Source organism: Sphingobacterium olei, assembly GCF_005048855.1.
Taxonomy (GTDB): Bacteria; Bacteroidota; Bacteroidia; order Sphingobacteriales; family Sphingobacteriaceae; genus Sphingobacterium; species Sphingobacterium olei.
In genome coordinates this window covers 649,343-670,048 of the sequence record NZ_SUME01000002.1, presented here as the reverse complement: position 1 = coordinate 670,048, position 20,706 = coordinate 649,343, and the positions used below count along the sequence as shown (strand labels likewise).

The window sequence follows — 20,706 nt, the reverse complement described above, 5'->3', positions numbered from 1 at the left end:
AAACAAATAATATTTTATGATATTTATAAATATATATTCTATAATCCATTTAAAATTAATATTTTTTTAATATATCTATATGGACAAGTTATTGACATTACTAAAGGAAAAAACAGAAAAACTTCATTTAGGTGGCGGTATACATAAAATACAAAAACATAAAGAAAAAGGAAAATTAACAGCCTGGGAACGGATTATCTACCTTCTAGACGACAATAAACCATATACCGAAATTGGAATTTTCGCCGGAGATGGAATGTACAAAGAAGAGGGGGGATGTCCAAATGGGGGCGTGGTAGTTGTACTCGGTTATGTAAAAAATAAATTATGTGTCATTGTATCAAATGATGCTACCGTAAAAGCCGGGGCCTGGTTTCCAATTTCAGGTAAAAAGAACCTCAGAGCTCAGGAAATAGCTATGGAAAATCATCTCCCTATTATTTATTTAGTAGATTCCGCTGGTGTATATTTACCCCTGCAAGATGAAATCTTCCCGGATAAAGAACATTTTGGCCGCATATTCAGAAACAACGCTAAAATTTCAGCAATGGGAGTCCCCCAAATTTCAGCAATAATGGGATCCTGTGTAGCTGGAGGAGCATACCTGCCAATAATGTCTGATTATGCGATGATAGTGGAAGGGACAGGATCTGTTTTTCTAGCTGGTTCCTATCTTGTACGCTCATCAATAGGGGAAATTATTGATAATGAAACTTTAGGAGGAGCGAGTACGCACTCCGAAATATCAGGTGTTACAGATAATAAATACCCAAATGATGAAAGCTGTTTAGATGCCATTCGGCATATTGTAGATAAATTTGGTGATAATCCGTACGCTGGTTTTTCACGTATTGAACCTAAAGAGCCAGCCGTTCCATTTCAATACATTTATAAGCAATTACCAGAAGATCGACTCAAACCTTATAATATGATACCTATATTGGAGGCTATTGTTGATAAAGAATCACTAGAGGAATATAAAAAGGATTATGGTAAAACGATTATATGTGCGTTAGCGCGTATAGATGGTTGGGCCGTCGGAATTGTAGCGAATCAGCGGGAAATTGTGAAGGCCAAGAAACCGGGGAATGCAACGGAAATGCAGATGGGAGGAGTTATCTATTCGGATTCAGCAAACAAAGCCGCTCGATTTATTATGAACTGTAATCAACAGAAAATTCCATTGGTATTCTTCCAAGATGTAACAGGTTTTATGGTTGGAAGTCGTTCGGAACACAATGGAATAATTAAAGATGGTGCAAAAATGGTAAATGCAATGGCCAATTCGGTAGTACCAAAATTCACATTTATAGTTGGAAATAGTTATGGTGCAGGTAATTACGCTATGTGTGGGAAAGCATATGATCCAAGATTAATATATGCCTGGCCTACTGCACAAATGGCTGTTATGAGTGGCACTTCTGCAGGTAAAACATTATTACAGATACAGGAAGCAACTTTAAAATCTAAAGGAGTAGAACTTACAGAACAGGATAAAAACAAATTATTAAAAGATATCGAAACCAAATACACTGAACAATTAAGTCCCTATTATGCCGCGGCACGATTGTGGGTAGACGGTGTCATTGATCCTAAAGATACCCGCAAAATTATATCTATGGGTATTGAAGCTGCTAATCACAACCCAACTATTGAAAGATATAATGTAGGCGTGATACAGACATAATTGTTAGATTATAAAGTTTGCGACTTTGCATTCCATATTAAAACACATTTAAATTCGCAATATTATCTTTATCCAATGGTGATTCAACTACCTTGGTACCAAATTGGTTGTAAATTCTCAGGTTAAAAATTACGTCATCTTTTACTAAGCTGTTTAAATCTGGATGGGAATTAACAACCTGATCAAGAATTTTCGGAAACGATGTCTTTAGGATATCATTTGTTATTGTCGAATCTGTCGCATTAAGGATAAAATCAATATTCGCTTCTTTCTTATTGATATAATATGCTTTAGATTGCTTTACTAAGGGATTACTAATTTCTGAATTATTAAAATCCTCAATGAATGCGAAAATTTTTCCTTCTTTGGATTTACAAGATGCTAAAACTAAAGCAAGAAAAAAAAGTGTAAGTTTCTTCATAATTTTATGTTTTTAAATTTAAAGCAACTGCTATTTTATACTTTACTATTATTCGACTTTACAACTTCACGAAAGTAAAACTTTACGAATTTTACTTTTTAAACGCGTTCCAACCCTGAGCCGTAATCGGATGAACATGACCTGATTTCGAAATCATCTCGCATCCTGCATGCTCTTCAGTGATATAACCAATAATAGATATATCCAGCTGATTTTTAATTTTATCGTATTGATCCTGTGGAACAGTGAATAACAACTCATAATCTTCACCGCCACTCAATGCACAAACGGTTGGATCTAAGCCAAATTCACGAGCAGTCTCGTACGTCATTGGATCCAATGGTATTTTTTCTTCATAGAGCTTGCATCCCACTTTAGACGCGTTACAGATATGCAATATTTCAGATGCTAAACCGTCCGAAACGTCAATCATCGCATTCGGCTGTATGCTATATGCCGCAAACAATTGCACAACATCTTTTCTGGCTTCCGGCTTTAATTGCCTTTCAATGATGTAATCTTTACCTTCTAAATCCGGCTGAATTTCAGGATTTTCCAGAAAGATATTCTTTTCACGTTCCAATAATTGTAATCCTACATAAGCCCCACCTAAGTCTCCTGAAACGCATAGTAAATCACCTTCTTTTGCACCGGAACGGTAAGCTATTTTATCCGCATCTGCATATCCGATGCTCGTTACCGAAATCACAAGGCCTTGAGCCGAAGCCGAGGTGTCGCCGCCCACCAAATCAACATTGTATTTTTTACAGGCTATCAATGCACCTTCATATATTTCTTCAACAGCCTCTAAGGGGAACTTGGAAGAAAGACCTATGGAAAAAGTAATCTGCGAAGCCAACCCATTCATCGCATAAATATCACTTAAATTAACCTGAACAGCTTTATAACCCAAATGTTTGAGTGGAACGTAGCGCAAATCAAAATGTATACCTTCCAACAATAAATCCGTAGAAATTAAGGTCTTCTTGTTACTAAAATCCAACACAGCAGCATCATCGCCTATTCCTTTTATAGTTGAAGATTCCGTAATTTCTACAGCTTCTGTCAAATATTTTATTAGACCAAATTCGCCTAACTCATTAATATCTGTTCTATCTTTATTATCAAACATTATCTAATTCAAAAGTATTAAGTTAAAAAAATAAAAGCCAAAGATTAAAAGTAAAAAGATCTAAATACCAATATTTGACATCTAAAAAGCTACAATCCCAATTGAGCCGAAATTTGCAGCATACGTTCTATAGGTTTCTGAGCCCTAAGAATAACATCTTCTGCTAAGTTAATTTCAGGTTGCTCGTAATACAGACAGTTATATAATTTTTCCAACGTATTTAATTTCATATGCGGACAGTCATTGCAGGCACATAAGTTATTAGGAGGAGCAGGAATGAACGTTTTAGTTGGACTAGCCTTTTGCATTTGATGTAAAATACCCGATTCCGTTGCTACAATGTATGTTTGACTGGGATCTTCAATCGTAAATTTTAACATCCCGGAAGTAGATCCAATATAATCCGCTTTTGCTAAAATATGATCCTCACATTCAGGATGAGCAATAAATTTGGCATCTGGATAAGCCTCATGTAAAGCCTCTATCTTGTCTTGAGAAAAAATCTCATGCACCATACAAGCTCCATTCCACAATACGAGGTCACGTCCGGTTTTCTTTTTAACATAAGCTCCCAAATTCCGATCTGGACCAAAGATAATTTTTTGATCTGGAGGCAGACTTTCTACAATCTGCACGGCATTACTCGAAGTACACACAATGTCTGACAAAGCTTTTAGTTCTGCCGTACAATTTACATAGGTGATGACTAAGTGGTCAGGATATTGTTCCTTAAACTTAGCAAATAGGTGTGGAGGACAACTATCTGATAAAGAGCATCCTGCTTTCAAATCTGGTAATAAAACCTTTTTTGTCGGAGAAAGAATTTTAGCCGTTTCTGCCATGAAATGTACACCGGCAAACACAATTACATCAGCATCCGTTTTAGCGGCCTGTTGCGAAAGACCTAAGCTATCTCCAATATAATCAGCTATATCCTGAATTTCGGATTCCTGGTAATAATGAGCTAAAATAACAGCATTCTTTTCTTTCTTAAGTCTGTTGATTTCAGAAACCAGATCAATAGTTGGGTCTATATCCACATCTATAAATCCTTTTGCTTCTAAATCTCTTTCAAAAGTTGTATTCATTATCTCTTCTCTAAATTGTCGTTAATTACTTTGACTAACCAACTTTACAAAAGTAAACAAAGAAATTCAAACGAAATCCACATTCCCTTTTTTCAATAAATAATAATTCTTTTTATAAAAGAGAATCTTATTGTTTATTAGCATGTGGAAAATGGGGAGAATTTAGAACGTATTTATTTTTATATATAGATAACTTGTTTTTATTAACAACTTATTCACATTTTAAAGTATATTTAGTACTGATTATCAATTATGTAAATATAGACCTATTTTATTTTCCATATTTTTATGTGAATTTTTTGAAGTTTATAATTTGTTAATATTATCTTCAAATTGAGGTAATAATTACATAACATATGTGTGAAGTTTATAGCTATTGTGGAAGAATAAATAGTTTTCATATTTAATTCACTATTTGTCTACACGTTTTCCACATATTTTGTTAATTTGTTGTCTTATACAATAATGGATATATATAAAGAGCAATATGTCTTTCAAAAAGGTTGATTTTTTAATAGTTGGTTCTGGTATAGCGGGTTTAAGTTTTGCGTTGAAGGCTGCTAAGTTGGGAAAAGTATTGATCGTTACCAAGGCAAATGAGGATGAGTCTAATACAAAGTATGCTCAAGGGGGAGTAGCCGTGGTTACAGATCAGACAGATAGCTTCGAAAAGCATATTCAGGATACGCATACAGCGGGTGACGGTTTATGTAATCCACAGGTTGTGGAAAACGTAATTAAAGAGGGACCCGCTCGAATTGACGAGCTTATCGCGTATGGAACCTCCTTTGATAAGGAGGCTTCTGGGGAATATGATTTAGCGAAGGAAGGAGGACATTCAGAACATCGTATTCTCCATTATAAAGATATTACCGGATATGAAATAGAACGTGCTTTGTTGAGTCAGGTGCATCAAAATGCGAATATTGAAATACTTACGCATTATTTTGCCGTAGATTTAATAACTCAACATCATCTAGGAGAGCATGTGGATAAGAAATCCCAGGATATTAATTGCTACGGTATATACGCTTTTAATACGAGGTCAAATCGTGTAGAGAAATTTCTTGCAAAAATAACGTTAATGGCAACAGGTGGTGCGGGACATGTATACGCGAGTACGACCAATCCTACCATAGCGACGGGAGATGGAATAGCTATGGTGTATAGGGCTAAGGGCAAAGTTAGAAATATGGAATTTATCCAATTCCATCCCACTTCATTATATAATCCAAGTGAATATCCTGCTTTCTTGATTTCTGAAGCAGTGAGGGGTTTTGGTGGTATTCTACGTAGAGCAAATGGGGATTCTTTTATGGAAGAATATGATGAACGAGGTTCGTTGGCACCACGTGATATCGTTGCACGAGCAATAGACGCTGAAATGAAAAAATCTGGATTAGATTATGTTTATTTGGATATTACGCATCGGAGTAAGTCAGATTTACTCTCTCATTTTCCTAATATTTATGAGAAATGTCTTTCCATAGGATTAGATATGACCAACGATTTTATACCGGTTACACCAGCGGCGCATTACTTATGTGGTGGGATATTAGTTGATGAATTCGGTGCGACATCAATTCAAAATTTGTATGCCTGTGGAGAGTGTTCTTCTACGGGATTACACGGTGCTAATCGTTTAGCTTCTAATTCACTACTGGAAGCTGCAGTGTATGCACATCGCATTTTTTTGGATGCAAGTGTTCGATTTTCAACAATCAATTTTCAAGATAACGTTCCTGATTGGGACGATTCGAATACGCGGCTTTCCAACGAAGATATATTGGTTACACATAATCTACGTGAAACGCAAAAATTCATGAGTGACTATGTGGGGATAGTGCGATCTGATTTTCGTTTAGAACGTGCAATGAGCCGACTTGGTCTTTTGCATGAGGAAACAGAATCTTTTTATAAGAAGACGAAGCTTTCAGTAAAACTTTGTGAACTAAGAAATGTTATTCAAGTAGCATATTTGGTAGTTAAATCTGCCATGAAGAGAAAAGAAAGTAGGGGATTACATTACACGACAGACTATCCGGATCATGCAGATGTATTAGAAGATACTATTTTATAAGATATGGCGATTATACTACCGGTTAATGAACATTTTCCATTCATTGGAGAGAACAGTTTCATAGCTCCTAATTGTACGATCGTAGGAGATGTTACTATAGGTCAGCATTGTTCTATATGGTTTAACGCCGTGGTGCGGGGGGATGTTAATTATATTAAGATAGGTGACTATTCTAATATACAGGATAATGTGACTATTCACGGTACCTACCAACGGAATGGTACCGACATAGGAAGCTACGTTAATATAGGTCACAATGCGATCGTTCATGGTTGTGCCATACACGATTATGTGTTGATTGGAATGGGCGCTATTGTGATGGATAGAGCTGTTATTGAATCAAATGTGATTGTAGCTGCCGGCGCGGTCGTATTGGAAAACAGCATATGTGAATCAGGGTATTTATATGCCGGAGTTCCCGCTAAGAAAGTTAAACCGCTTACGGAAGATCAGCTTAATTTATTGCAGAAACTACCACATAACTATGTATTATACAGCTCTTGGTTTTCCGATTAAAACTTGTCTTACTACTCGAATTTAACAGCTATCGTTTCGTTTTGCTCCCAGTTTGCACGAATAGTAAATGTTTTATTAAGGTACCAAATGGGTTCTGCTTGTTCTAGTGTATATACATTGGCACCATCCCATTTATTATTGTTGTTGATATCCTGTATGATTCGGATAGAATATTTTCCTCCCGGAAATTTAGTATACGTTAAGGTGGATTGATTTCTGATAAGCCGTTTATTAAATACCTTTGTTTTGGCTTCATCGATTAACTCCACAATATAATTAAAAGAGGTATCCAAACCACTTATTTTAAAGATAATATCTCCATAATTATCGGATTCGTCAAGTGTAAATCTGGTTTTAAGTTCTTTATTAAAGTCATCAAAAGGACTGAGCATAGCCTTTTCTTCCAAGACCAACTCATAATTTTTGTTTGGCCTCCAATTAAATCTAATATGATATAGACGGCTGTTTAAACTATCTTGTTGTAATTGGAAATTTCTTCTAGACACAGAGTCTTCTAATAATTGTATTTTGTTTTTATCGACAGAAGCGATTGGGTATTTACTGGTAAGTGTAATATGGTTTACTTTATCTACCTTATTGGACACGTTTAAAAGTGGTGTGATGAATCGTTCATATTTATCATTTTTTCCTCTACGGATCAAGATAGTATCCACAACATTCTCATTTTCAGTTAGCTGTAGTTTTAGCGAATCGAAATCTAATTTTTCTAAGAAGATAAATGCGGAATCATTATAATTCGAGTAGTTGACGACCTTTTGGGTATCATATACACTAGGATCGATAACTCTTATATTAGGGTCGTCTAATTGTTGATTAAAGGTGAGCAATATCCTGCCATCCTTTTCTATTTTCTTATCTAATGTACGGTGTACCTGTGGCTTTCCTTTAGAATATTCAAGATGTATACCTGAAATATCGGTTGTCAATACAATGCTATCTTTTAGAAATCCGATTGCTTCGTCAGGGCTGTTGTATATTCTATCATTGTTTTGTTCTTGTAAGGCATAAATGCGGTAGGTATCTTCTCTTAAATTTCGAAAGATAAAGTTTCCGCTGGTATCTACGGTGGTATATATGGAAGCTTTCTTTTTACCGAAAATGGAATCTTGTCGAGTAGGAATCAAAAGAACGCGAACGTCTTTATCTACTTTTTCGTCAAATGCTTTGGTATACGCATTTTTAACAGATCCGGATATCGTTAACGAATCTAATTCAGGGCCGGTAGCGAAAACATAGGTATAGTTGATAATTGGATTACTTTCATTATAATCTACCAATCCTTTTCCGAAGTTGATTGTATAGGTGGTATTATTTTCTAACGAATCGGGTAGCTTAATGTGTAGATTTTTTTTTCGTACTTTATATTCTGGCTGCTTATCGACATCAGGTGAGATATTGAATTCTTTAAATTGATTGTTGAGTTTAATGAATTCATCAAATGTCAGTATAATTTCAGAAGCATTAAAATTTGTGGTAAGGTTTACGGGCGACTCATTTAAGAGTTTTGGTGGTAAAGAATCTTTGGGTCCACCGGTCGGCCGTTGCATATTAGCACAACGAAAAAGCGTTAATGATATAAGGATAAGAAAGCTTAAAACAACTAATTTTTGAAATTTACTACTTTTTAAGCTCTGTGAGCCATTTTTATATATTTCGGACACCTGTTTCATATATTTTAAAATATTGTCTTATATCGCTTAATATTAATCATCTTTTTTTATTTTTAATATATTGAAAATCAGTATATTAACTCATGTGAACCATTAAAATGCTTATATCAGATGGAGAAACGCCGGATATTCTCGAAGCCTGACCTAACGTTCTCGGTTTTACTTTAAATAATTTTTCGCGCGCTTCGATAGATAGAGAGGTCAGAGAAGAATAGTCAAAATCCGGATTGATTTCTTTATCTTCCATCTTTTTCATTTTATTTACAATTTCCATTTCTTTTTCAAAATAGCTGTCGTATTTTACTTTAATTTCAGCCTGTTCAATGGTGTCTTCATTAAATGTACTGAGAAACGTATGGAAGTCGGAATCCGCTTCGGCAATATCCAGAATTCCTACTTGAGGTCGTGTTAAAATATTAAATAGACGTGACTTTTGTGTTAAGGTGCTTGATCCTAATTTTTCCAGCATAGGATTCATACGATCTGTACTAATGCTATTTAGTTTCATATATTCTACAATAGCGTCGGAATTATCAATTTTTTCCTGAACACTTTGTAGTCTTTCTTCAGATACCAGACCTAATTTGTGTGCTAAAGGTGTGAGTCTAATATCTGCATTGTCCTGCCTAAGCAACAAACGATGTTCGGCTCTGGACGTAAACATACGATAGGGTTCTTCTGTACCTTTCGTAACCAAGTCGTCGATAAGCACACCAATATAAGATTCAGATCTTTTTAAAATAAGTTCATGTAAATCGTTTATTCGCTGATGTGCATTTACACCTGCTACGAAACCTTGAGCGGCGGCTTCCTCATAACCTGTAGTTCCGTTAATCTGGCCCGCAAAGAATAGTTTTTTTACGCGTTGTGTTTCCAGTGTAAGATCAAGTTGCATAGGAGGGAAGTAATCATATTCAATAGCGTATCCCGGCCTATACATTTTAGCTTGTTCAAATCCTGGAATGAATTGTAGGGCTTTCAGCTGTATATCTTCCGGAAGGGAAGTTGAAAATCCGTTTACATATATTTCCACAGTTTTGAATCCTTCAGGCTCAACGAATATTTGATGGCGTTCGCGCTCGGCAAAACGATTTATTTTATCTTCTATTGAAGGACAATAGCGGGGTCCAAGACCTTTGATCCGTCCGGTAAACATAGGAGATTTTTCAAAACCAGTCTTCAGTATTTCATGCACTTTATCGTTTGTATACGTAATCCAGCAGCAACGTTGTTCTGTGGGCATTTCTATATTTGTATATGAAAATCTACTCTTTTTTTCATCTCCCCATTGTTCTTCCATGAGGGAGTAGTTGAGGCTCCGTCCATCTATTCGTGGTGGCGTACCTGTTTTCATACGTCCTGACTCAAAGCCAAGTGATACCAGTTGCTCTGTAAGACCAGTGGATGATTTTTCGCCTGTTCTGCCTCCGCCGAATTTTTTTTCACCAATATGAATTATACCATTTAAAAAAGTTCCGTTAGTAAGAACCACAGAGTCTGATTCTATGCGGATACCCATTGAAGTAATGACACCTTTCGCCTGACCATTTTCTACGATTACTTCCTTGACGGTATCCTGCCACATGTCTAAATTTGGCAATGACTCTAACTGCAATCTCCATTCCTCTGCAAAGCGCATTCTGTCATTTTGCGTTCGAGGACTCCACATCGCGGGTCCTTTGGATTTATTTAGCATTCGGAACTGAATAGTAGACTTGTCGGCAATAATACCAGTATATCCGCCCATCGCGTCTACTTCGCGCACAATCTGACCTTTCGCAACCCCGCCAATAGCGGGGTTGCAGCTCATTTGTGCAATGACACCCATGTTCATCGTTATTAACAAGGTGGATGAACCTAAATTTGCAGCAGCAGCAGCAGCTTCACAACCGGCATGCCCAGCTCCTACAACAATAACATTATATTTTTTAAACATATTTCAATTCTGTGGTTTCACGTGAAACATAGCGCTATGTTTCACGTGAAACTTTATATATATTCCGCTAATTCTAACCAGCGTTCTGATTTTTTGTCGAGTGATGATTTTAGCTTTTCAATTTCAGATGCTATTTCAGCTAACTTTATATGATCTGCTATTTCAGACAGTAAATTAGTTTTATCAACTATACTGTTTTCAAGTGTAGTGATTTCTAGTTCTAAATCTTCATATTCTTTAATTTCTTTATAACTTAACTTCTTTTTTAAATGGTTTTCAATAGGAGAGGGGATAAGTGTTGCAGCCTTATTTTTGCTAAGTGCTTTTTCTTCTTTAATCTTTTGTTCTTGCTCCGATTTGAAATCAGCGTAATTTCCGTTATAAATCGTAACAGACCCTTCACCGTTAAAAATAAAAAGTTGTTCGGTTAATTTGTCTATTAGATATCTGTCATGTGATACCAAAACAAGTACTCCGGGGAAATTAAGCAAAAACTCTTCCAGCACATTTAATGTGTCTATATCTAGATCATTAGAAGGCTCATCTAAAATTAGAAAATTGGGATTAGCCATCAATACCCGCATAAGATGTAATCGTTTTTTTTCACCTCCACTTAGTTTGCTTACCATTCCAAACTGCTTTTCGGGCGGGAAGAGAAATAACGTTAGTAATTGAGACGCCGTAAGTGTATCTCCATTTGCCATTTGGATATATTCGGCGACGTTCTTTACAACATCCAATACACGTTCACCTTCATTAAATTTAAGTCCACTTTGTTTATAGTATCCAAACTTAGTTGTTTCTCCTATTTCAATCTTCCCATAATCTGGTAGTACCTCATTCGTAATAAGATTTAAAAATGTACTTTTACCAGAGCCATTTTTACCGGCCAATCCGACACGATCTCCTTTTTTGAAGATATAGCTAAAGCTAGATATAACGTCTTTATTGTTATAGGATTTATTTATATTTTCAATTTCAAGAATCTTTGATCCTTGACGGGATACCTTAACACTCAGTTGTACCTTATCGTTTTGACGGGGACCTTTAGATTTATCTTCTAAATCATAAAAAGCTTCAATCCGTGCCTTGGATTTCGTTCCTCGAGCTTGAGGCTGTCTTCGCATCCACTCTAGTTCTTTTCGCAATAGATTCCGAGCTTTTTCTGCAGAGAGTACATCATTGTATTCTCTATCAGATTTCTTTTCTAAGTAATATGCGTAATTACCTTTATAAATGAAAAGCTGCCCCTTATCTAATTCGCGGATTTCGGAAGATATATTGTCCAGAAAATACCTATCATGTGAAACTGTTAGTACCGTTTTGTTGCCCGTAGTTAGCAACTTCTCCAGCCATTCAATGGTCTCGATATCCAAATGATTGGTTGGCTCATCTAAAATGTATACATCCGGCTCGTCAATTAATAACTTAGCCAATGAAAGACGTTTTTTCTGCCCACCGGAAAGATTATCTATTCGTTGATCAAAATTGGAAATCTGTAACCTGTTAAGAATAGTCTTAATATTATTTTCGTATTCCCAGGCGTTTAAAGCCGTTAGTTTGTCGGTAATATCAGCTAATTTGTTATTGTCAATATGTTGACTATCAATTAGTTGTTCGTACTCTTTTATTAATTGTTGTTGTTCGTTGTCCGCACTGTATATGAAATCATTTATGGTATTTAATCCGGTGAAATCAGGTTCCTGAGGGAGATAACCTATGCGAATTCCTTTTTCTTTTACCACTTTTCCCTGATTCGGCTGAAATACTTCAGCGAGGATTTTCAAAAGGGTGGATTTACCTGTCCCGTTAATCCCTACAAGAGCTACCCGTTCTCCTCGCTGTAGCGCGAAATGCAAATCTTTAAATAGCCATTTGTCGTTGAACGAATGACTTACCTGTTCTGTACCTAATATACTCACGCTATTTTTTTATTTCTTCTGTTTTGTAAATGTAAACCCCATTGCTCGAAAAAGTAGCGATATATACCACCGTCGAAGCCACTTTGGCCGAATCTATACTTCGTAAATTTTTAAATCTACCTGCATTTTTTCTAATAATATACTCTCTTTTCTGTTTCCTTTAAGCAGGGAGGTGCGAAAAATATTTGTGCTCTCGATTGATTGTGCAATTAAATCTTTTTCTGTTTCTCCCTTTAGCCGTAAATAGAATTTTTAGAACCAGGATCGGCTAACATACTAGAAACTATTGCTACGAATTGGCCACCGTTCTTTTTCAGAATAACCGCAACGTTAATGGGATAATCGTGGTCTATTTCAATAATAAATCGACTAGTTGAACACCAACTAGTACGTTGGCACCCAATACCAATGTATTATATTTTTTCGTAGACATACTTATCCAATTACAAAAGTAATGAAATATTCTTTTTTAGAAGGGAAAATACGAGGAGAGGTGATGTTTTTACAAATGTCTGTTAATTAAGCCGGAAGTCAGCTATTAAATGAAAACGTGGAATATCAACATGAATAATAGCCGCGTCGACTTCGCGGATCATTGTATAAAAGCCTTCCATGTAGCCGATATCACTTTTTAAGTTACAACCGGAAACATATTGATGCAGTTCTCCTGGAGCTAAAGTAGGCTGTTCGCCCACCACACCTTCACCATCAACCTTTTTATGCTCACCAATAGAGTCGAAAATTTCCCAATGCCTGCCGATCAGCTGCGCTGTATGATCACTTGTATTTTCAATCGTAATCCGATAGGCAAACATAAAATGCATATTAGTAGGATTAGAATATTCCGGCTGATAGATACATTCTACAGAGACTTTTATTCCAGACGTTGATTGCGTGATCATATTTGATTCAAACTTAGATAAATTTGTTTTTATATACAAAATATAGTTGCGATGAATATGATAACAAATTTATTCATTCGCTTTTGTTCATATCGCATGAATGAGCGCCGTGCGGTTATCGCTCTCCTCTGCCATCAAGCATTTATTTATAGAGGAAAAATAACAACTTGCGTCGACTTTTCATAATGGTACTGTAAAGAAATATACAATTTTGCAGATTTGCGAATTCGCAAATCTGCAAAAGGAGAGTCTAAACTTTACTTGCTTCGCGCACCTTTGGTGCGATTTTATTCCCATATATTTCAATCGCTTTCATCATATCTTTATGAAATGGACTCCCCACATCCATATGCGCTGAAAAACGGGTCAAACCAAAGACTTCTTTCACGTGTAGGATTTTCTCTATTGCCTCATTCGCATCTCCTATAACCAAATGACCATGTGGAGATCTTCCAAAATCAAATTGAGAACGTTGATAGGGGGGCCATCCTCTTGAAGCACCTATTCTGTTCATTTGAGCAGAATAAACCGGATAATATTGATCGGCTACAGCTTGGCTGTTCTCTCCGAAAAAAGCATGCATGTGAACACCAACCTGAAATTTAGATATATCATGACCGTTATCAGCATATGCCTGTTCGTACAATTCAAAAAGTGGTTTAAATTGTTCCCAAGCTCCACCTATAATGGCAAACATAACCGGTAGACCAAGTTTTCCGGCCCGGATAACAGACGAAGTAGTTCCCCCAACAGCAACCCAAATCGGCAGATGATTGTCTATAGCACGGGGCAATACGTCCTGATTAATCAACGATTTACGGAATTTTCCTGTCCAGTTAATCGGGTTCTGATTATTTATTTTTACAAGTAGATTTAATTTTTCTTCAAAAAGCTCACTATAATCTTTTAGATCATATCCAAAAAGGGGAAATGATTCAATAAAGGAACCCCGTCCTGCCATCAATTCAGCTCGGCCATTTGAAAGTAAATCTACCGTTGCAAAATCTTGGTATAGTTTTACAGGATCTGTAGAGCTCAATACAGACACGGCACTTCCGAGCTTAATGCTTTTGGTAACAGTGGAAGCTGCTGCCAAAATAATTTCAGGGGAAGCAACAGCGTAATCCGATCTATGGTGTTCTCCCATTCCGAAGAAATCTAAACCAACTTCATCCATTAACTTAATTTCTTCAATAATTTCTTGAAGACGTTGTTGAGTAGATTGGATTTCTCCTGTTTTGGGATCAATTTGAAGATCACCAAACATACCTATTCCTAATTCTAACATAATTTTTCCTCCTTTATAAAACAAAGGTACGTTGGGGATTGCGAATAATTCTTGAACTACATTAAGAATTTGAGATTAGGTAACTGTCTCTAAACTTTTGTTTAGAGATAACGTAAGTTTGTTTTCACTATTTATTGGGGTATTAATTGGATATAAGAGGGTAATAACAGGGGGTTAGCAGGGGTTAAACCCTATAATAACCTATTTAACAGAGTTTAAAAAAACTTTAAATAGATAATAAAATAAGAAATTATATCTAACTTTAACAAACAACTAACCCAATAAAGAATTATGGCAATACAAAAAAATGGACCAAACGGAGCTTTTATCGGAAAAGTAGGCAGCGTGTTCGGATACGTACTAAACGGACAGAATATTATTCGAGGCGCACGCAAACCGAGTACAAAGCAACCGAGCGCAGCCGAGTTGTTGAACAGGGAGAAGATGAAAGTTATGGCAAATTTTTTAGGTCCAATTTACCCGGTATTACGTTACGGTTATAAAGAGCTAGCACCTAAAGGAGCTCGTGTAGGAGCTGTACAATTAGCTCAATCGCATGTACGCAAAGAGTGCGTAGAGCTAGACGACCAAGGCGTACCGTTTGTAAATCCGGAAAAGGTTTTGGTATTTAGGGGTAGTTTGGAACCTCCCAGGGAATGCGAGATGCAACGAGAGGGAAACAGCTTGCATTTTCGTTGGCGCGTAAATCCGGTTCATCAAGATTCCTTTTATCAATTGAACGTACTTATTTATAAAGTTGATGCCGCTTTGGTTGATCTGAGGATTGCGTTGACGGAGGCAAGTGCGGGTCAATGCACGATAGAATCCTCTGTGTTATCTACCAACGACAATCCGACACATGTGTACGTGGGCGTTGTTGATACATACAAGGAAATTTTATCTGATTCGGTTTATCTAGGTGTTGTGGGATAATTATCCGTGTATGTATTCCTTGTTTCCATAGGATTGAATAAGTTGCCCCTCAAAGTCCAGCCACTCTTTCCATCGCTTATCCACATCTACGTCAATCGTATATTTGCGCGCAAAGTTTAAAAATGTGGTATAGTGATTGGCTTCTGATACCATAAGATCATAGTAGAATTTAGCCAGAGCTTCGTCTTTTATATTCTGGGTCAATACCCTAAAACGCTCACAGCTTCGCGCTTCGATCATGGCTGCAAATAGCAATCTATCGATAAAGGCTTGATTACGCGAGCCATCTTTCTTCGAAAATTTCATCAATTGGCCGACATAATCATCCTTACGTTCACGACCTAAGGTATAGCCTTTTTCTTTGATGATGTCGATTACCATCTTAAAATGTTCCATTTCTTCAATGGCTATTGCTGTCAGCTCATGTACCAAATCTTCGTATTCCGAATTCTGAGTGATCAACGAAATAGCATTCGATGCTGCCTTTTGCTCACACCAAGCGTGATCGGTTAAGATTTCTTCTAAATTTGATTCCGCAATATTTGCCCAACGCGGATCTGTTAATAGTTTTAAACCAAGCATAGTCATTCGATTTCTGAATCCAAACTTAGATAAAGATATGTTATACGCAAAATAAAATAGCTAATTTCGGAAGATGAGAAAAATCTTATTCATAGGACTTGTCTGGCCGGAACCAACATCATCTGCTGCAGGGTGGCGGATGTTACATTTGATTAAATTGTTCCTGAATTCCTATGAAGTACATTTTGCATCTGCTGCCGGAAAATCAGATTACTCGCATGATTTAATAAAACTGGGCGTTCACGAACATAACATACTGTTAAATCACAGCTCATTTGATAAGTTTATCAGTCAACTTCAGCCTGATGCAGTATTATTCGATCGCTTCATGATTGAAGAGCAGTACGGTTGGCGTGTTGCAGAATACTGTCCTAATGCATTACGTATATTAGATACGGAAGATCTGCATTTTTTGCGGTTGGCCCGGCAAGAAGCCTACAAGAAAAATCAACCACTAAATATAAATTCAGATACGGCAAAAAGAGAGATAGCCTCTATTTTACGATCCGATATTTCACTCATCATTTCAGAAAATGAAATGGAGCTCCTACAAAAGGTATTTAGTATAACTCCAAATCTTTTATACTATTTGCCCTTTCAGGAGGATGAAATTGTAGCAGATAGAATTGACCGATGGCTGAATTTTGAGGAACGAGAACATTTCGTTTTTATTGGTAATTTCATCCACGAGCCCAATTGGCGGACCGTAGAAATTTTAAAAAATATCATTTGGCCTGTGTTAAGAAAGAGAGTACCTTCTGCGGAATTACACATTTACGGAGCCTATGCTTCAGAAAAAGTATTTCAATTACACAAACCTCAGGAGGGCTTTTACATAAAAGGCAGAGCTGATAATGCGCGACAGGTATTAGAACGATACCGTGTATTGCTGGCACCCATTCCATTCGGGGCAGGAGCAAAGGGCAAATTTGTGGACAGTATGCAAGCGGGAACACCCACTGTATGTTCGTCTGTTGGAGCAGAATCCATGTCGGTAGACGGCGAATGGAATGGTTTCATATGCGATGAATATCCTGAATTTATAGAGAAAGCTGCTGTACTATACCACAATAAAGAGCTTTGGTATGATTGCCAACACAAAGGTGTGCAAATCCTGAATGATCGTTACGCCAACCCAATCTATGGTACAGCTCTTCTTTCCCTCTGTGAAACCAAAATCAACCATTTGACGGAAGACAGGAATGAAAACTTTATGGGTCAGATTCTACTTCATCAACAGCATCAGGCTACAAGATATATGGCGCTTTGGATAGCCGAAAAAAACAAAAAAGCGCAACCTTAGCTGCGCTTTTTTTCTCACTAATTTAACGTTTGTTACTACCTTACCTCTTTCTTTTAAATACAATCTCAGTTCGCACGCTAGCCGTGATATTTATTAAGGTCAACGTGGCGATTGACTGTACAATATTTTCTTTAATATCATAATCCATACCGTCAAATGTCATTTTTTTAGGAGACGATAGGTTATAATTCTTGGATGTCTGTACATCAGATCCTTCCGTTTTTATCCAAGCTTTACCATCTTTGTCAAAATTTAGCGTTTGATCTTCAGCTAATAATTCTGTCGTTATATTTAATGTGTTATCTGAGTTTCCAGATATTGTCTTAGTGGCTTTTTGCCATACTCCGGCGGTAATAATATTTAAAGCTGTATCACGAGTGATGCTATCTATCGTTTCCTTGCTACAGGAAGACAATCCGATTATGGAAACCGCCATGAATAGTATTAATGTAATTCTAGTTTTCATATGTATATAATTATTTGTACTTAATATACCAACTATTGTACCAACCCCTAAAATATAAAGACAATGATTTATGTTAGCTCAAACTAAAATCAGATTTCTTATCTTTATAAGGCAATCAAAAATATGATCAAAAAACAAACTAAATGAAAACAATCAAAGGGCCAGGTGTTTTTTTGGCACAATTTATAGGAGAGGAAGCCCCTTTCAATTCATTGGACGGTATTTGTAAATGGGCCGCTGATTTGGGCTTCAAGGGAATCCAAATGCCTACATTAGATACGCGATTTATAGATCTTCGTCTTGCCGCAGAGAGTAAAACCTATGCAGATGAACTAAAGGGTAAAATAGCTTCATATGGTTTGGACATTACGGAGTTATCTACACATTTACAAGGGCAATTAGTCGCTGTTCATCCAGCATATAATGAATTATTTGATTCTTTTGCTGTGCCTGAAGTGAAAAATAACCCGAAAGCGAGAACGGAATGGGCTATTCAACAGTTGAAATATGCCGCTCAAGCATCACAGAATTTGGGTTTGAAAGCACATGCCACCTTTAGTGGATCGTTATTATGGCAATATTTTCATCCGTGGCCCCAACGCCCAGAGGGATTGGTCGATGAGGCTTTTACCGAATTAGCAAAAAGATGGACACCTATTTTAGATGCATTCGAAGAGTGTGGGGTTGATGTCTGTTATGAAATACATCCTGGAGAAGATTTATTCGATGGTATTACGTATGAAATGTTTTTGGAGAAAGTGAATCAACATCCTAGAGCCTGCCTATTATATGATCCATCGCATTTCGTACTACAGCAATTGGATTATATCCAATACATCGATTTTTATCACCAACGGATTAAGGCTTTCCATGTGAAAGATGCTGAATTTAATCCAACGGGACGACAAGGTACATTTGGTGGATACCAAAGTTGGGCAGATCGTGCAGGGAGATATCGTTCTCCCGGTGACGGTCAGGTTGACTTCAAAACTATTTTTAGCAAGTTAGCGCAATACGATTACGATGGATGGGCGGTTATGGAATGGGAATGTTGTATCAAGAATCAAGAAGATGGAGCCCGCGAAGGATCAGAATTTATTCGCAAAAATATAATCCACGTAACAGACAAAGCCTTTGATGATTTTGCCGGAGCTGAAAACGATGCAAATTTTAACAGGAAAATATTAGGACTATAAATTACATTCATCTAAAAAGGCCAATGAATATTTTATTGGCCTTTTTAGCGTTATCGTCCTTTTTTGACAAAAGGGAATTTCATCTTGTAAGATACCGTTACATTACCTTTCGAGATAGCATCTAACTTGCTTTTCAACATGGCCTTTTTTACAGGACCTAATTTATCGATAAATAATTTTCCCTCGATATGATCGTACTCATGTTGTACAATACGTGCTGCAAGTCCAGATAAAGCGACTTCATGTTCTTCGAAATCCTCATCAAGATAATTAATAACAATATTGGCAGGGCGTTGCACTTCTTCGGTAATATCTGGGATGCTTAGGCATCCTTCGTTGAATCCCCATTTATCTCCGGTCTCCTCTACTATAATTGGGTTTATCAATACTTTTTTGAAATCTTTCAACGACGGATCGCCTGCTTCATCTTCATCATCTTCTGCAAAAGGAGATGCGTCAATCACAAAAAGTCGAATCGGCAAACCCACCTGTGGGGCAGCAAGTCCCACACCACGGGCTGAGTACATCGTTTCAAACATATTGTCGATTAGCTCTTTTAAATTTGGGTAATCTTCATCTATTTCGGCGGTCTTTTTTCGTAACACGGGATCGCCATACGCTACTATTGGTAATTTCATTTTCTTTATTTGCAAAGTGCAAAGTTACCAATTATTTGTGACAAGGTTCTGAACGAATAATTAGTAATTTTACGACCATGAGCGATCACAAGCAGATAGTATTGGAATTTATTCAAAAAATAAGGCAACGAATTCCATTGAATTTTACGGTACTTGTGCGTGAGAAAACAGTTTCTTTGCTATCCGAAAAATTCCATGTAGTTTTCTATCATCCGCAATCCGTACGTTTATCGAATGAGATCATTCGAAGAACCATTCATATCGATTACGATATAGTAATCTCTTCGTCCGAAAAATTATTAGCTCGGTTAGAAAGTATCTTTGGATTTGGGAATCGCATTTATGCGCGGGATACGGTGGTTGCACGGGTTGATAAAAAGGTAGCCCTGGAATTTCAGGAAGAGCATCATCTGCAATTGGCCTTACCAGGAAAATATCGATATGGTCTATATCGTCAAGGGGAACTGGTATCAATAGCCGTATTCAGCGGAGGTAGAAAAATGAATGATACACCGTTGGATTATCGATCTTTTGAATTGCTTCGTTTTTGTCACAAAGGATCCGATATTGTGATTGGTGGATTGTCTAAATTAATAAAGGCTTTTAGGAAAGACTTTAAACCCGGAGACATTATGACGTATGCTGATCTAGACTGGTGTCAAGACTCCACTTTGGAGAAAATCGGGTTTATACCCGTACAAAGAACTCCACCTCAGCTGATTCTTGTAAGAGAAGGTATCCGTGTATTCGGAAAGAATATAGTGGTTAAAGATCAAAAAAACGATTATTGGGTTGAAAATAACGGAAGCCTGAAATTGAAGATGATCTTTTAATTTCTTTATTTTAAGCAATAGCCCGCCAATTTATTGCATTTAAGATCAAATTTGCCTAAGTTTATTTTTCGGTTACGGGCCGAAAGTCTTAG

Annotated in this window: 18 protein-coding genes; 7 read left to right on the top strand and 11 right to left on the bottom strand. The window is 36.8% G+C overall.

Annotated elements, in window-relative coordinates; translation table 11 throughout:
- Positions 1-79: 79 nt before the first annotated feature.
- Positions 80-1,687: an acyl-CoA carboxylase subunit beta gene (locus tag FAZ15_RS06990; RefSeq protein WP_136900581.1), complete on the top strand. Its 1,608-nt coding sequence runs from the start codon at positions 80-82 to the stop codon at positions 1,685-1,687.
- A gap of 37 nt (positions 1,688-1,724) precedes the next feature.
- Here the strand turns inward: FAZ15_RS06990 and FAZ15_RS06985 are convergent, their stop codons facing one another.
- From FAZ15_RS06985 to nadA, 3 genes are all read right to left on the bottom strand, one after another.
- Positions 1,725-2,108: a hypothetical protein gene (locus FAZ15_RS06985; RefSeq protein WP_136900580.1), complete on the bottom strand. Its 384-nt coding sequence runs from the start codon at positions 2,106-2,108 to the stop codon at positions 1,725-1,727.
- 91 nt (positions 2,109-2,199) lie between these two features.
- Positions 2,200-3,240 carry a thiamine-phosphate kinase gene (thiL, locus tag FAZ15_RS06980; protein ID WP_136900579.1) on the bottom strand — a complete coding sequence of 347 codons (1,041 nt, stop codon included), beginning with the start codon at positions 3,238-3,240 and terminating at the stop codon, positions 2,200-2,202.
- Between the two features lie 89 nt (positions 3,241-3,329).
- A complete protein-coding gene (gene nadA / locus FAZ15_RS06975) occupies positions 3,330-4,328 on the bottom strand; it encodes a quinolinate synthase NadA (RefSeq protein WP_136900578.1) in 999 nt (332 codons plus the stop codon).
- 487 nt (positions 4,329-4,815) lie between these two features.
- On the opposite strand from nadA, the gene nadB reads away from it, so the two are divergent.
- Together nadB and FAZ15_RS06965 are read left to right on the top strand one after the other, a co-directional pair.
- Positions 4,816-6,408 (top strand): L-aspartate oxidase, encoded by a 1,593-nt coding sequence (gene nadB / locus FAZ15_RS06970; protein WP_136900577.1) that lies wholly within the window; start codon positions 4,816-4,818, stop codon positions 6,406-6,408.
- Between the two features lie 3 nt (positions 6,409-6,411).
- The gene (locus tag FAZ15_RS06965; RefSeq protein ID WP_136900576.1) at positions 6,412-6,924 is read left to right on the top strand and encodes a gamma carbonic anhydrase family protein; all 513 of its coding nucleotides are present in this window, start codon (positions 6,412-6,414) and stop codon (positions 6,922-6,924) included.
- An 11-nt stretch (positions 6,925-6,935) separates the two neighbouring features.
- On the opposite strand, the gene FAZ15_RS06960 is transcribed toward FAZ15_RS06965, so the two are convergent.
- The 5 genes from FAZ15_RS06960 to FAZ15_RS06940 all read right to left on the bottom strand — a co-directional run bounded on the left by FAZ15_RS06960 (position 6,936) and on the right by FAZ15_RS06940 (position 14,663).
- Positions 6,936-8,492: an Ig-like domain-containing domain gene (locus FAZ15_RS06960; protein ID WP_238387178.1), complete on the bottom strand. Its 1,557-nt coding sequence runs from the start codon at positions 8,490-8,492 to the stop codon at positions 6,936-6,938.
- Between the two features lie 199 nt (positions 8,493-8,691).
- The gene (gene mnmG / locus FAZ15_RS06955; protein ID WP_136900574.1) at positions 8,692-10,551 is read right to left on the bottom strand and encodes a tRNA uridine-5-carboxymethylaminomethyl(34) synthesis enzyme MnmG; all 1,860 of its coding nucleotides are present in this window, start codon (positions 10,549-10,551) and stop codon (positions 8,692-8,694) included.
- Positions 10,552-10,604: 53 nt separating this feature from the next.
- On the bottom strand, positions 10,605-12,473 hold the full coding sequence (locus tag FAZ15_RS06950) for an ABC-F family ATP-binding cassette domain-containing protein (protein WP_136900573.1): 1,869 nt from the start codon (positions 12,471-12,473) through the stop codon (positions 10,605-10,607).
- A gap of 515 nt (positions 12,474-12,988) precedes the next feature.
- Positions 12,989-13,375, bottom strand: a complete 387-nt coding sequence (gene apaG, locus FAZ15_RS06945; protein WP_136900572.1) for a Co2+/Mg2+ efflux protein ApaG — start codon at positions 13,373-13,375, stop codon at positions 12,989-12,991.
- A gap of 250 nt (positions 13,376-13,625) precedes the next feature.
- A complete protein-coding gene (locus tag FAZ15_RS06940; protein ID WP_136900571.1) occupies positions 13,626-14,663 on the bottom strand; it encodes an LLM class flavin-dependent oxidoreductase in 1,038 nt (345 codons plus the stop codon).
- 291 nt (positions 14,664-14,954) lie between these two features.
- Between FAZ15_RS06940 and FAZ15_RS06935 the strand changes: the two genes are divergently transcribed.
- Positions 14,955-15,596 (top strand): DUF6266 family protein, encoded by a 642-nt coding sequence (locus tag FAZ15_RS06935; RefSeq protein WP_136900570.1) that lies wholly within the window; start codon positions 14,955-14,957, stop codon positions 15,594-15,596.
- Here the strand turns inward: FAZ15_RS06935 and miaE are convergent, their stop codons facing one another.
- Complete coding sequence (gene miaE, locus FAZ15_RS06930) at positions 15,597-16,178, bottom strand: tRNA-(ms[2]io[6]A)-hydroxylase (RefSeq protein WP_136900569.1); 582 nt, start codon at positions 16,176-16,178, stop codon at positions 15,597-15,599.
- Between the two features lie 73 nt (positions 16,179-16,251).
- Here miaE and FAZ15_RS06925 point away from each other — a divergent pair, with 73 nt between their 5' ends.
- Entirely contained in the window at positions 16,252-17,481 is a 1,230-nt protein-coding gene (locus FAZ15_RS06925; RefSeq protein WP_136900568.1) for a glycosyltransferase, read from the top strand.
- Positions 17,482-17,521: 40 nt separating this feature from the next.
- On the opposite strand, the gene FAZ15_RS06920 is transcribed toward FAZ15_RS06925, so the two are convergent.
- Positions 17,522-17,947 carry a hypothetical protein gene (locus FAZ15_RS06920; RefSeq protein ID WP_136900567.1) on the bottom strand — a complete coding sequence of 142 codons (426 nt, stop codon included), beginning with the start codon at positions 17,945-17,947 and terminating at the stop codon, positions 17,522-17,524.
- A gap of 143 nt (positions 17,948-18,090) precedes the next feature.
- Here FAZ15_RS06920 and FAZ15_RS06915 point away from each other — a divergent pair, with 143 nt between their 5' ends.
- Positions 18,091-19,143, top strand: a complete 1,053-nt coding sequence (locus FAZ15_RS06915; RefSeq protein ID WP_136900566.1) for a sugar phosphate isomerase/epimerase family protein — start codon at positions 18,091-18,093, stop codon at positions 19,141-19,143.
- Positions 19,144-19,193: 50 nt separating this feature from the next.
- On the opposite strand, the gene def is transcribed toward FAZ15_RS06915, so the two are convergent.
- Entirely contained in the window at positions 19,194-19,781 is a 588-nt protein-coding gene (gene def, locus FAZ15_RS06910; protein WP_136818681.1) for a peptide deformylase, read from the bottom strand.
- 77 nt (positions 19,782-19,858) lie between these two features.
- On the opposite strand from def, the gene FAZ15_RS06905 reads away from it, so the two are divergent.
- On the top strand, positions 19,859-20,614 hold the full coding sequence (locus FAZ15_RS06905) for a hypothetical protein (protein WP_136818682.1): 756 nt from the start codon (positions 19,859-19,861) through the stop codon (positions 20,612-20,614).
- Positions 20,615-20,706: the final 92 nt, after the last annotated feature.